This window comes from Pseudomonas jilinensis (genome assembly GCF_003586265.1).
In the GTDB taxonomy this organism is placed as follows: Bacteria; Pseudomonadota; Gammaproteobacteria; order Pseudomonadales; family Pseudomonadaceae; genus Halopseudomonas; species Halopseudomonas phragmitis.
On record NZ_QJSA01000002.1, the window covers coordinates 242492 to 254775 of the forward strand.

The following is a 12284-nucleotide window of genomic DNA, read 5'->3' on the forward strand; positions in this document are numbered from 1 at the left end:
CTGATGAGCTACTGGTTTTCCTTACCGATAAAACGATAGATCACAGCACCCAGAGCCGCACCAACAATTGGGGCCAGCCAGAACAGCCACAACTGCGCGATGGCCCAGTCGCCAACATAAATGGCGACACCGGTACTGCGCGCCGGGTTGACCGAGGTATTGGTGACTGGAATGCTGATCAGGTGAATCAGGGTCAGGCATAACCCGATCGCAATCGGCGCAAAGCCCTGCGGGGCGCGTTTGTCGGTGGCGCCGAGAATCACCACCAGGAACATCATGGTCATCACTACCTCGGTGATCAGCGCCGAGCCCAGACCGTAACCATCGGGAGAGTGGGCGCCATAGCCGTTGGAGGCAAAGCCTGCAGAAACATCAAAGCCGGCCTTGCCGCTGGCAATCAGGTAAAGAACCCCGCCGGCAACGATACCGCCAACCACCTGGGCGATGATGTAGGGAATCAGTTCTTTTGCCGGGAAGCGGCCGCCAGCCCAGAGGCCAATGGAAACCGCCGGGTTGAGGTGGCAGCCGGATATGTGACCGATGGCATAGGCCATGGTCAGTACGGTGAGACCAAAGGCCAGTGCAACCCCGGCCAGACCGATACCCAACTCGGGAAAGGCCGCGGCCAGAACCGCGCTTCCGCATCCACCCAGTACCAGCCAGAACGTGCCAAAAAACTCCGCGACATACTTGTTCATAAGCGTCTCCTTTGCTTATCAGGAACCCTTCAGTCGCGTGATACATGGACGCCGTCCCCGACAGCATCACATGGTCCTCTATCCAGATATCACTCTGGACTGAAAGCACACATTGAGCATAGTCAGCGGTTATGAAATCAGGTAGTGGCGGGGCAGGGGAAATGCGCTGCCGGGGCAGGCAGATCGCGCCAGCATCAGACTGGCGCGCGATGGGGATCGGGGGGAGTGCTTAGCGCACGCGTTGCCCGGTAGCGATCTCGCTGAGTCGCCCGGCTTCAAACTCCAGGGTGGTCATCAGTCTTCCGCTTCCGGGGTTGTAGGTCCATTCCTCAATCTCGACACAGGTTTGCACATTGACGCTGGTCGCATCCGTGGTGGCGCTGGTGGTCAGAGCCCGGCAATGACTATGCCGTGATTCGGGTTCTCCGCATTTTTGCAGAACGCTGGAACGGTTGTCGCCAAGACTGACCAGACCGCTATTACAGCGGTAGGTGGATTGGGCAAATGATGCGTTGGACCAGAACAGAAAGCCGACGCAGGCCAATACGGAAATACGGTGAGAGAGGTGCATGTCGCTATCCTTTTCGACTGAGGGGCATGGGAGAGTCTAACCCGCAGCAGGCTGCGCCGGAAGAGCATAAAGCAAGGCCGAGCAGTGCTCGGCCTTGTCGATGTTCAGGCCAGTTGGGCCCAGAGGTCGTATTCGTCGGCGTCGGTGACGGTGACCATGACGATATCGCCGGGGCTGAGGGCTTGTTCGGTATCGATATAGACGTTACCGTCGATTTCCGGGGCATCGGCCATGCTGCGACCGATCGGGCCTTCTTCGTCCACCTCGTCGATGATCACCGGGATGATCTTGCCGATCTTCTGTTGCAGTCGCGCGGCGCTGATAGCCTGCTGGTGAGCCATGAACCGCTCCCAACGCTCCTGCTTGATATCGTCCGGCACTGGCTCCAGGCCCAGTTCGTTGGCCGGGGCACCTTCGACCGGCGAATACTGGAAGCAGCCAACCCGGTCGAGCTGGGCTTCGGTCAGCCAGTCGAGCAGGTACTGGAAGTCTTCCTCGGTTTCGCCGGGGAAGCCGACGATGAAGGTCGAGCGAATGGTCAGTTCGGGGCAGATTTCCCGCCAGGACTTGATCCGGGCCAGGGTCTTGTCCTCGAAAGCCGGGCGTTTCATGGCCTTGAGTACCTTGGGGCTGGCGTGCTGGAAGGGGATATCCAGGTAGGGCAGGATCTTGCCTTCGGCCATCAGCGGAATCAGTTCGTCAACGTGCGGGTAGGGATACACATAATGCAGGCGTACCCAGGCGCCAAGTTCACTCAGTGCTTCGCACATTTCGGTCATGCGCGACTTGACCGGGCGGCCATTCCAGAAGCCGGTGCGATACTTGATATCGACCCCGTAGGCGCTGGTGTCCTGGGAAATGACCAGCAGCTCCTTGACCCCGGCCTTGACCAGACGCTCGGCTTCGCCCAGCACTTCGCCAACCGGGCGGCTGACCAGTTTGCCGCGCATCGAGGGGATGATGCAGAAGCTGCAGCTATGGTTGCAGCCTTCGGAAATCTTCAGGTAGGCGTAGTGGCGCGGAGTCAGCTTGACGCCCTGCGGCGGTACCAGATCGATCAGCGGGTTGTGATCGGCCTTGGGCGGGACAACCTCATGAACGGCGTTGACCACCTGTTCGTACTGTTGCGGGCCAGTGACCGCGAGCACGCTGGGGTGAACATCACGAATGGCGTTTTCTTCCACACCCATGCAGCCAGTCACGATCACCCGGCCGTTTTCGGCGATGGCTTCACCGATGGCATCAAGCGATTCGGCCTTGGCGCTGTCGATGAAGCCGCAGGTATTAACCACCACGACATCAGCGTCCTCATAGGTGGGGACCACCTCGTAGCCTTCGGTGCGCAATTGCGTGAGGATGCGCTCGGAGTCTACCAGGGCCTTGGGGCAGCCAAGGGAAACGAACCCGACTTTGGGATTGGACATGCTTTACCTCATGGGGCGGCGGACGGCCAAGGATGAAAAACGGCGTATTCTAGCCGTGCAACGCCCAGCGTTCCAGCCTTCTGGTCTGCCACTCGTCCTGTGCGTCTGCTGCATCAGCCATATGGGTGATGCTATGGTTACCAGACTAATCGGCAGGAGGCTTGAGAATGCGGGTGTGGGGTCAGGGACTACTAGCCGGGCTGGGGGTGTGGAGTAGCATGGCATTGGCGCAGGTGCCCGCAGAGTTGCTGCTGGCTGACGAAGAACGCTTCATCAGCGCCAACGCCGAATTCACGCTATTGCATGAGATGGGGCACCTGCTGATCCACGAGTTGCAGTTGCCTGTGCTCGGGCGCGAAGAGGATGCCGCCGATCACCTGGGGCTGATGGGGTTGTTTCTCTTGCACGGCGAGCACCGGCGCGAGGATTTGTACCTGCAGTTGATCGATGTGGCCGACTACTGGTCTCTGGAATCGAGCTACGCCAAGGAACGGGATCAGGCCATCCAGGCCTGGGACAGCCATGCCATGGATGATCAACGTTTCTACAATATCGCCTGCCTGATCTATGGCAGTGATCCGCAAAACCTGGACTGGGTGCTGGAGGTCACGGGATTGCCGGATGAGCGCTCATTTTACTGCGATGAGGAGTACCGTCAGGTCGAGCATGCGGTGACCTGGCTGAGTGAACACTTTCGGGCCCGTTCAGCGGAGCAGGGGCATCGTATCCAGGTTGAATATGGGCCATTGCCGGTGCAGTTGGAGGGTGGCGAAGCCTTGCTGGCGCGGATTCAGGCCTCGGGAGTGATTGAGCAGGTGGCCAACCGGGCCAGCGACAGTTTTCCACTGCCGCGTCCGGTCAGCTTGCGGCTGGTCACCTGCGGTGCTCCTGATGCTTGGTACAACCGCCTGCAGGGCGAGCTGAATCTGTGTTACGAGCTGATCGAGCACTTCAGGGTGTTGGCGGCTGAGCTGCCAGCGCTGCGTGCCCGTCGGCTCCAGGCGCACGGGCAGTAATCTCAGCGGCCCTGGGGAACGGAGCTTGCGGTTTCGGCAGCCCAATGACTGATCGGCGCCGGGCGGCCGAACAGATAGCCCTGGAACAGCCGGCAGCCAAGCTGTTTCAGGCGCGCCAATTGGGCTTCATTTTCCACGCCCTCGGCAATGATCTCGATTTCCAGGCTTTCGCCCAGGGCGACGATGGTACGGATGATGGCCTCGTCGCTTTTATCGGTCAGCAGATCGCGCACGAATGACTGATCGATCTTGATCTGATCCAGAGGCAGGCGCTTGAGATAGCTCAGCGAGGCGTAACCGGTGCCGAAGTCATCCAGCGAAAAGCGCAACCCCAGATCCTTGAGCCCCTTCATTTTCTTGATGATGCTTTCCAGATCCTCAATCAGCAGGCTTTCGGTTATTTCCAATTTCAAGTGCGCGGGGTTGATGCCGCTGACGCGCAGACTGTTGAGCACATGATTGACGAACTTGGGGTGGCGAAACTGGCGCGGGCTGATGTTGATGGCCAGGGTCAGGTGCCTGAGCCGAGGGTGTGAACTCCATTGCGCCAGCATCTGACAGGCCTGGCTGACCAGCCATTCGCCCAACGGAATGATCAGCCCGCTGGACTCGGCAACCGGGATGAAATCGCTGGGCGCAATGATGCCATCCTGAGGGTGCTCCCAGCGCACCAGAGCCTCCATACCCACCTGGCTGCCATGCTGGTCAACCTGGGGCTGGATGTGCAGGCGTAATTGCTGCTGGCTCAGGGCGTAGCGTAGATCAGCTTCCAGGCGGGCACGCCGGCTGACTTCAGCCTGCATGGTCGGGTTGAAGAAACGCATGGTGTTGCGCCCGCTGCTCTTGGCCTCGTTTACCGCCAGATCGGCGCGCTTGAGCAGTTCATCGGCACTGCCGCTGGCTTCCGATAGCATCACGATACCAAGGCTGGCGCTGGTGACATGGTGGCTATCGTTCAGAGCGAAGGGTTGTGACAGCCGCTCAAGCAGCTTTTGGCCCAGGCGCCGCAGCTGATGGCTGGCTTCGGCGTCATCCGGCAGGCTTTCAACCAGCAACGCGAACTCATCGGCACTCAGGCGGGCCAGAGTGTCGGTGGCGCGTACATGCTGGTTCAGCCGTTCAGAAACCTGACATAGCAGCAGATCACCGTAATCCATGCCCAGCGAGTCATTGAGTACCTTGAAGTTATCCATGTCGATAAAGATCAATGCCCCTTCCAGGCCGGTACGCTTGTGATTTGCCAGGGCATGGCTCAGCCGGTCGATCAGCAAGCGACGGTTGGGCAGGCTGGTCAGCGGGTCGTAATAGGCCAGTTGGTGCATCTGCTCCTGGATCTGGCGCAATTCGGTGATGTCGGTCGAAATGCCGCACAGGGCGTAGATGCGGTCATCCGGGCCATACAGCGGCAGCTTGGCCGAGAGGAACGTGTGTGGCGTTCCCAATGTGGTGAAGGTGGTGACTTCTTCGTCGACCAGTTTGATACCGTCCTTGATCACCTTATGGTCATTGTCGCGGATGTGTTCGGTAGCCTTGGCGTCGAAAAAATCCGCATCGGTCCGGCCAATAATATCTTCCCTTGAAAGGCCAAGCAGGTTGCACAGCTTCTGGTTGGCGTACTGATAGCGCAGTTTTCGATCCTTGATATAAATGCAGGCTTCTACGCTGTCGAGAATGGTGTTCAGGCGCTCTTCGCTGGCCTTGATGTGGCGGGTCTTTTCCTCGACCTGGCGGCGCAACAGAAAATTCAGGCTCAGAGCCAACAGCAGCAGTAGCGCCAGGATGCCAACGGTCCACCAGAACTGTGGAGAAACGGCCAATGCGTGCGCGTCCACTGCAGGAATGGCGCCCCACTCGCGCATGATCTCAAAGAAGGGGGATGGGTCGTTGGCCTTCCATTCGCGCAGATACTGATCAATGCGACTCAGTACCTCGTCTTGACGGCCACCAGTGCTGGCGAAAAACAACTGGGCTGGCTGGAACATGATGGGCGTGGCACGCAAGCCGGCGCGCAGGGCATGCTTATCGCCATAGAAGTGATTGGCCGCAACTACATCGGCATGCTCCTGGGCTACCAGCTCAAAACCCTGCTCAAGGCTACTGGTCGGCAGCCAGATAGGATTGATGCCGAAGTTTTCCGCTTTCTGGATCAGGTGATGGTGCTGAATCGAGCCTTCAAGAACCGCTACACGCTTGCCGTCCAGGTCAAGAAAGGCGTTGATGTCATGTCTGCCGGACTGATAGAGCTGAGACCAGCTGTAAAGGGTTGGAACCTGGTGGAAGTCCATCGTCTGCGCCCGATCTTCGCTGAAGGCAACATCCGGCATGATGTCGAGTTCGCCGTTGCCGAGCAGGTTCAGGCAGTGTTGCCAGGTACAAGGCACCGGGACCAGCGTCCACTGTTCCTGTGCGGCGATTGCGCGCAGCAGATCGCCAAAAATTCCGGATAACTGCTGCTGTTCGTCAAGCAGTAGCTTGGGTGGGTTGTGATAGACCCCTACACGCAGCTCACGGGCTTGCAGCCCGGTAGAGAGTGTCAGGCACAGGCCGAGGATGAGCGCACCAAGCAAAGGTTGGCGGGTCATCTGGGAGGGTTTCCATTCAACAGGTCCATTGTCGCGGCGCGTCCGTTCAGGTCGGCGATGATGACTAGTTATATAGTAGTGATAGCAGAAAAATACTAATCGCGGATTTTATTCCCCTTGCACTGGCGGCAGGAGGGAGAGGGAAACTTGCGGCGGGCCATGCCCGCCGCAGTGCTGCTGATCAGCGTTCCTTGATTTCACGCACTTCGGACTGGGGGATCTGGTTGACCCGACCTTCGTAGTCCTTGTATTCGATCATGCCGGTATCGTCATCGATCTTCGGCTTGTTGTCAGTCTCGATCAGCCGGCCATCATGGGTGGCGATCAGGTGATCCTTGGCGCAACCGGCCAGAACCAGAAAGGCGGCGGCACAGATCAGGGCAACAAGAGACTGTTTCATAGGAATACACCTCCAAAATGTGTATGGATAAAAACTACACACTTGTGACAGGCTGTGTCTTCAAAAGGTTCCCTTTTGATCATGCCGGAGTATGAATGCCAGGCAGTGTTGTGGCTGAGTCAGTGGCAACATATGGCCGCCATCAATCAGCTCCAGAGTGGTCTGTGGCAGGCATTCCAGCACGGTTTGAGTCTGTTCTGCCGGGTCGAGAATCCGGTCTTGCCGGCCGTAAAGAATGGCCAGCGGTACGCTCAGCCCGGCATAAGCCGCTTGTAGCTGTGGCATGCGACTGGCCAGGGCGCCGAGATCTTCGGCCGCCGCCAGAAAGTGACTGGGACGCAAGCTGAGAGTGCCACCGCCACGCTGGGCATAGTCGGCGGGCACCGGTTCCGGGTCGAATACCATTTTCAGAACCTTTTCGCGCTGCAACAGCATTAGCGGGACCGCCACAGTATTGGCGATCAGCCGACGTAGCCAGGGCTGACTGATGTTCAGTGCGGCGAAGACTTTTGGCGTGGATTGCGGCATACAGATCAGCGGGGCAATCAGTGCCAGGCCTCGCGTCAATTGCGGATGGCGCAACGCAGTGGCCAGGGCCACAGCGCCACCTAGCGAATGACCAACCAGCAGCGGTTTGTCGAGCGACAGGGCCTGGCAGAACGCAGCGACTACATCAGCCTGTACATCCAGACCTGCAAACGAGCGCGGGTTGCGTCTGGAATAACCGCTACCCGGGCGGTCCAGGGCGATGACCCGGTGAGTACGAGCCAACTCGTCAAGCAGACTGTAAGTGAAGTGCCGGGACACCCCGCTCAGACCGTGAATCAGTACGATGGCCGGCCCCTGACCGGCTTCGACATAATGCAGTTGATGCCCCATGACCCGAACGAAACGCCCCTCTGGCGGGGAGGCCAGCTGTGCCCGCCAGGCTATGAAGCGGCTGAACAGCCACAGACTGAGCAGTAACAGCAGTAGTGCGAGCAACATCCCCTGCATAATCGACATTCGGGCCACCTTCAGGGCTGGCGTTCTGGCTCGCGAGCGAGCCCCGGCAGCAGACGCCAGTAGTTGGTTGGCATCAGCCGCTCCAGCCAGGCCAGCAGGCGCGCATCATTACCAACCAGTACCCGGGCCTTGTCACGCTCAATACCGCGCAGGATGATCGCGGCAGCCTTGGACGGCGGCATGCGCAGCAGGCGCTGGGCACGTTCCAGATTGCGTGCGGCGTCTTGCTTGGAGATATCATCGGCCAGCCGGGCACTGGTGGCGATAGATGTCGCCACGCCGCCCGGATGCACCACGGTAACCCCCACCGGGCTGCCGCGCAGCTCCAGGCGCAGGGCGTTGGAAAAGCCGCGCACAGCGAACTTGCTGGCGCAATAGGCACTCTGGCCGGCCGGCGTGATCAGCCCGAACAGGCTGGAAATGTTCACCAGCCGCGCCACCGGACGCTGTTTGAGCAGCGGCAGAAAAGCTCGGGTCATGCACACCACGGCATCGAAGTTGATTGCCATCAGCCAGTCAAAATCAGCCTCGCTGACCTGATGAAAGTCACCACCCAGCGCAACCCCGGCATTGTTGATCAACAGATCGATCTGACCATGCTCGGCCATGACCGCCTGGGGCAGGGCAGCGATCTGCTCGCGCTTGGCAACGTCCAGTACATGTTCACTGGCCCGGACCCCGACAGCGCGAGCCTGTTGAGCGGTTTCTGCCAGTGCGGCGGCGTTGATGTCGGCCAGCGCCAGATGGCAGCCGCGCTCGGCCAACGCCAGAGCCAGGGCGCGGCCAATCCCGCTGCCCGCGCCGGTCAGTACCGCAACCTTGTCATTCAATCGCATGAAACGTTTCCTTCTTAATGAAAGTCCAGGGTGCCGTCGTCGATGCGCCCGTATTGAATGGTCAGCTTGTCTTTCAGGTAATTCTGGTAGACCTGCCAGGGCTTGCGGTCACCCTGTTTGGGCAGCAGCCCAGCGGCACGCTGAACATAACCGGAGGTAAAGTCGAGGAATGGGGTTTCCTGCACCTCGGGCGCGCGCCTGGGTACGGCAACGCTAAGGCCCTTGCGGTCCATATAGCGCAGCAGCCGGCAGGTGTAGTTGGCGGTCAGCTCGGCCTTCAGGGTCCAGGACGAATTGGTGTAGCCGAAGGTCAGAATCATGTTCGGCACATCGCTGAGCATCATGCCCTTGTAGGCCATGCATTCCCCGGGCGTGACCGGCTTGCCGTCGACATTCAGTTGCATGTCGCCAAGCATGTTGAGCTTGAGCCCGGTGGCAGTGACGACGATATCGGCAGGCAGCTCCTCACCGCTTTCAAGGCGCACGCCATGCTCGCTGAAGCCGGCGACGGTATCGGTGACTACCGACACCCGGCCGGCGCGCAGATCATGGAACAGATCGCCATCGGGCACCGCGCAAATGCGCTGATCCCAAGGCTTGTAGCTGGGGCTGAAGTGCTTCGGGTCGATATCCGGCCCCATCTGGTCGCGGGCCATGTCCAGCAGCCGGCGCTTGAACATGTCCGGGTGCTTGCGGGCCATATTGAAAAAGAAAATGCCGACCAGCACGTTCTTCCAGCGGGTCAAGGCATGTGCCACCGGCAGCGGCAGCCAGCGCTGCAGGCGCTGGGCGATGCCATCCACCAGCGGGCGTGACACCACATAGCTGGGTGAGCGTTGCAGCATGGTCACATGCGCGGCCTTGTCGGCCAGCGCCGGCACCAGAGTCACGGCGGTAGCGCCACTGCCGATCACCACAATGCGTTTGCCGCTGTAGTCCAGATCCTCTGGCCAGAACTGCGGATGCACGAACTGCCCGGCAAAGCGCTGTTCCTCGGGAAAGCTCGGGCGGTAACCCTCGGCATAACTGTAATAACCGGCGCACACCGCCAGCATGCGTGCCTGCAACTGCTCCTGGCGCACACTGCCATCCGCCGCGCTGATCTCAACCTCCAGCGTCCAGCAGGCGCTGGGGCTGTCCCAGTTGGCGCTGATAACCCGGTGGCCGAAGCGGATAAACCGAGTGATCCCGGCTTCTTCGGCGGTTTCTTCGATATAGCAGCGAATGTCCGGGCCATCGGCAATAGCCTTGCGTTCGGTCCAGGGCTTGAAGCTGTAGCTCAGGGTGTACATATCCGAATCGGAGCGGATACCGGGGTAGCGGAACAGATCCCAGGTGCCGCCAATGGCCTGGCGGGCTTCAAGAATGGCAAAGCGCTTGTCCGGGCACTGATCGGTCAAGGCCCGGGCCGTGCCAATGCCGGACAGGCCGGCACCGATAATCAATACATCGAGTGGTTCCGGGGCGAACTGTACTTGTTGTTGTGTGCTCATGATCCACGTCCGTAGCGATGGGTCTGGTGACAATCTAGATTGTCACTTACACTTTGGCAATCCTGATTGTCAGAATAACCCGGGTGAATATGCAGACTACCAGTCAACGCCGCTATCGTGGCTCCGCCGCCGAAGAGCGCAAAGCCCAGCGCCGCCAGCAACTGATCGACGCCGCGGTAGAGGTCTATGGACGCCTGGGTTACCGGCATGCCGGGGTCAAGCAGGTGTGTGATGCCGCCGGGCTGACCCAACGCTACTTTTATGAATCCTTCAGCCACAGCGACGACCTGCTGATAGCCTGCTACGAACAGACCGCCACCCGCCTGCGCGAACAAATCACCGCCGCCGCCCAGGCCGCCGGCATCAACCAACTGGAACGCGGCCGGCAACTGCTGCGCAGTTACTTCGCCGCGCTCAAAGCCGAACCTTTGACCGCCAACCTGCTGCTGGTGGAAATTCGCGGCATCAGCCCCGCCGTAGATGACGCCATTACCCGCTCACTGCAAGCCATGAGCGACGACATCACCCGGGTCATTGCCCGTCATGACTACATCCCCGACCCGCTGCTGCACGCCGGCGTCATGGGCGGGGTGATCCATATCGCCCTGCACTGGATGGCCAGCGGCTACCGACAGCCGGTGGAGGAGGTGGCGGAAACAGCATTGAAGTTGGGGGCGGTGTTGTTGCCCAGCTAACCGGCAAAGCCTGGCCAACCTCAAAATGGCACTTGGCCTCTACGTGATAAGGGTTTATCTTCAAACCATCATCGACAAGGAGGTCGGCATGGCCCAGCAAGGATACGCAATCGGCAGCAGAACAGCCCACAGCCTGCTATACCCCCTTGATATCGCCTGCGAAACCTCGCACCCGGTGTGCGTTGGGGCATGATTGTGTGCATGAAACAGAGAAGCCAATGAAAGCTGTCGATCCACTTCGCTGTTAGGTTTTAGGAGAAAAAGATGGAAATTTTAACGCTCATCGTTGTTGGTGGCATCTTGGTGTTCTTTGTGCTGATCGTTCTGGGTCATGCGAAAGGTGCTCCTAAGCCTGAATCAATGAGTATCGAGGCTATCCTTGGACGCATACAGTCTGAAGAAGCATGGATAAGAAGGTACAAATCACTACCTTTCAGTAATCAGCAAGGCAGTGGTATCAAAAAACAATACGAGGGGAAAAAGCTATACATCATGGAGCTGCAACTTGAATTCATGAGGCGTGGATTGGTCGCACAGGGAAAGGACATTGAGAAGGAAACAATGGTTCCAATTATGAGGAGAGCGATTGAACTGATGCGGTCTGGGATGGACGAAGATGCGGCGCAAAGTCAAGCATCTGCAGAGTACATCGAGAAAAGAGATGCAGGAAAGTCTCAGCAGGAACCGGAATAACCGTTATGAAGATATACCGCAGCGGATCGACAGCCGACCATGGGGAAACCCATGTTGAGCTGTCTTCACCAATATTTTCGTGGAACAAGAGCGAATCTTGCCTTGTTGTTAAAAAGCCCGGGGTTAAAGATTTTACTGGAAAATCTCGGCATAACTATAAAGTGCTCATTGATATTAATGATCTAAATAAGATCATGAGTTTATTGGCTGAAACTGCTTTGGAAAGCCCAGGACCCATGGAAAAATATCTTGAGCCGTCATTAAAGTCTATTCTGCAATTGAAAGCTGTGGTCAGTGGTGTCAAAACCTAACAATCGCAGTCACAGGGACAATGAACTTCCCGCTGCGCTACAAATTTGCCTGTGCTGCGGGTGTTAGGAGCTACATGGATACTCAACCATCGAATGAAAGTAAAGCCGAGCCCGAGAGCGGGTGTCTTCCCCCCGCTTCTTTGCTGGGGGGGCGTTTTCGCGCTCTTTGGCATCTCGAAGGTCATCGCCGAAGACGACAAGACTCTTGCCTCCTGGGTGTTTGGTATTGGCATAGTCGCATGGTTCTTATCGCCTTTTCTCATCTGGCGCTTAGCGAGAATGTCGCTCAGCATCCTGAGCCTCCACGCTAGGCCTCCGAGCCACCTAAAAATAGGGCTTTTCACAGAGGGTTGAGTTATGAAAAATCTTGTATTTATATCATTTGTTATTAGCTCGATAATCTCCGCTAATGTGTATGCGTGGGGTGCGCTACAATCACAAGAAGTTGATGGGTTTAGTCGCTACTGCACCTATAGTGACGGAAGCGTACTCACAGTGGGTAGTGCAGGCCTATGTCCGATTAGTAATTCAGGTGTTAAGAGTTATGGTTCGCCAACTAT

At 58.2% G+C, this 12284-nt stretch carries 12 protein-coding genes; 4 read left to right on the plus strand and 8 right to left on the minus strand.

The window, feature by feature from the left end:
* Positions 1 to 8: 8 nt before the first annotated feature.
* The 3 genes from aqpZ to rimO form a co-directional block, all read right to left on the minus strand.
* Entirely contained in the window at positions 9 to 698 is a 690-nt protein-coding gene (gene aqpZ / locus C2846_RS03095) for an aquaporin Z (RefSeq protein ID WP_080050529.1), read from the minus strand.
* A 229-nt stretch (positions 699 to 927) separates the two neighbouring features.
* Entirely contained in the window at positions 928 to 1269 is a 342-nt protein-coding gene (locus C2846_RS03100) for a DUF2845 domain-containing protein (RefSeq protein ID WP_080050530.1), read from the minus strand.
* Between the two features lie 104 nt (positions 1270 to 1373).
* On the minus strand, positions 1374 to 2693 hold the full coding sequence (gene rimO, locus C2846_RS03105) for a 30S ribosomal protein S12 methylthiotransferase RimO (protein WP_080050531.1): 1320 nt from the start codon (positions 2691 to 2693) through the stop codon (positions 1374 to 1376).
* A gap of 218 nt (positions 2694 to 2911) precedes the next feature.
* Between rimO and C2846_RS03110 the strand changes: the two genes are divergently transcribed.
* Positions 2912 to 3709 (plus strand): DUF4344 domain-containing metallopeptidase, encoded by a 798-nt coding sequence (locus C2846_RS03110; RefSeq protein WP_205890086.1) that lies wholly within the window; start codon positions 2912 to 2914, stop codon positions 3707 to 3709.
* A gap of 2 nt (positions 3710 to 3711) precedes the next feature.
* On the opposite strand, the gene C2846_RS03115 is transcribed toward C2846_RS03110, so the two are convergent.
* The 5 genes from C2846_RS03115 to C2846_RS03135 all read right to left on the minus strand — a co-directional run bounded on the left by C2846_RS03115 (position 3712) and on the right by C2846_RS03135 (position 10025).
* The gene (locus C2846_RS03115) at positions 3712 to 6291 is read right to left on the minus strand and encodes an EAL domain-containing protein (RefSeq protein ID WP_119700636.1); all 2580 of its coding nucleotides are present in this window, start codon (positions 6289 to 6291) and stop codon (positions 3712 to 3714) included.
* Between the two features lie 181 nt (positions 6292 to 6472).
* Positions 6473 to 6691, minus strand: coding sequence for a YgdI/YgdR family lipoprotein (locus C2846_RS03120; protein ID WP_080050534.1), 219 nt, complete (start codon positions 6689 to 6691; stop codon positions 6473 to 6475).
* Positions 6692 to 6751: 60 nt separating this feature from the next.
* Positions 6752 to 7696, minus strand: coding sequence for an alpha/beta fold hydrolase (locus C2846_RS03125; RefSeq protein ID WP_119700637.1), 945 nt, complete (start codon positions 7694 to 7696; stop codon positions 6752 to 6754).
* 11 nt (positions 7697 to 7707) lie between these two features.
* Entirely contained in the window at positions 7708 to 8532 is an 825-nt protein-coding gene (locus C2846_RS03130) for an SDR family NAD(P)-dependent oxidoreductase (protein WP_119700638.1), read from the minus strand.
* A 14-nt stretch (positions 8533 to 8546) separates the two neighbouring features.
* The gene (locus C2846_RS03135) at positions 8547 to 10025 is read right to left on the minus strand and encodes a flavin-containing monooxygenase (protein ID WP_119700639.1); all 1479 of its coding nucleotides are present in this window, start codon (positions 10023 to 10025) and stop codon (positions 8547 to 8549) included.
* 89 nt (positions 10026 to 10114) lie between these two features.
* Here C2846_RS03135 and C2846_RS03140 point away from each other — a divergent pair, with 89 nt between their 5' ends.
* The 3 genes from C2846_RS03140 to C2846_RS18545 all read left to right on the plus strand — a co-directional run bounded on the left by C2846_RS03140 (position 10115) and on the right by C2846_RS18545 (position 11724).
* Positions 10115 to 10720, plus strand: coding sequence for a TetR/AcrR family transcriptional regulator (locus tag C2846_RS03140; RefSeq protein WP_119700640.1), 606 nt, complete (start codon positions 10115 to 10117; stop codon positions 10718 to 10720).
* Positions 10721 to 10984: 264 nt separating this feature from the next.
* A complete protein-coding gene (locus C2846_RS03145) occupies positions 10985 to 11413 on the plus strand; it encodes a hypothetical protein (protein WP_119700641.1) in 429 nt (142 codons plus the stop codon).
* A gap of 5 nt (positions 11414 to 11418) precedes the next feature.
* Positions 11419 to 11724 carry a hypothetical protein gene (locus C2846_RS18545; protein ID WP_131038200.1) on the plus strand — a complete coding sequence of 102 codons (306 nt, stop codon included), beginning with the start codon at positions 11419 to 11421 and terminating at the stop codon, positions 11722 to 11724.
* Positions 11725 to 12284 lie beyond the last annotated feature (560 nt).

Bases quoted from the DNA above. Each gene is read 5' to 3' on its own strand.
- C2846_RS03135 (WP_119700639.1), bottom strand. From the start codon at position 10,025: ATGAGCACACAACAACAAGTACAGTTCGCCCCGGAACCACTCGATGTA.
- C2846_RS03110 (WP_205890086.1), top strand. From the start codon at position 2,912: ATGGCATTGGCGCAGGTGCCCGCAGAGTTGCTGCTGGCTGACGAAGAA.
- aqpZ (WP_080050529.1), bottom strand. From the start codon at position 698: ATGAACAAGTATGTCGCGGAGTTTTTTGGCACGTTCTGGCTGGTACTG.
- C2846_RS03115 (WP_119700636.1), bottom strand. From the start codon at position 6,291: ATGACCCGCCAACCTTTGCTTGGTGCGCTCATCCTCGGCCTGTGCCTG.
- C2846_RS03130 (WP_119700638.1), bottom strand. From the start codon at position 8,532: ATGCGATTGAATGACAAGGTTGCGGTACTGACCGGCGCGGGCAGCGGG.
- C2846_RS03100 (WP_080050530.1), bottom strand. From the start codon at position 1,269: ATGCACCTCTCTCACCGTATTTCCGTATTGGCCTGCGTCGGCTTTCTG.
- C2846_RS03140 (WP_119700640.1), top strand. From the start codon at position 10,115: ATGCAGACTACCAGTCAACGCCGCTATCGTGGCTCCGCCGCCGAAGAG.
- C2846_RS03120 (WP_080050534.1), bottom strand. From the start codon at position 6,691: ATGAAACAGTCTCTTGTTGCCCTGATCTGTGCCGCCGCCTTTCTGGTT.
- C2846_RS03145 (WP_119700641.1), top strand. From the start codon at position 10,985: ATGGAAATTTTAACGCTCATCGTTGTTGGTGGCATCTTGGTGTTCTTT.
- rimO (WP_080050531.1), bottom strand. From the start codon at position 2,693: ATGTCCAATCCCAAAGTCGGGTTCGTTTCCCTTGGCTGCCCCAAGGCC.
- C2846_RS18545 (WP_131038200.1), top strand. From the start codon at position 11,419: ATGAAGATATACCGCAGCGGATCGACAGCCGACCATGGGGAAACCCAT.
- C2846_RS03125 (WP_119700637.1), bottom strand. From the start codon at position 7,696: ATGTCGATTATGCAGGGGATGTTGCTCGCACTACTGCTGTTACTGCTC.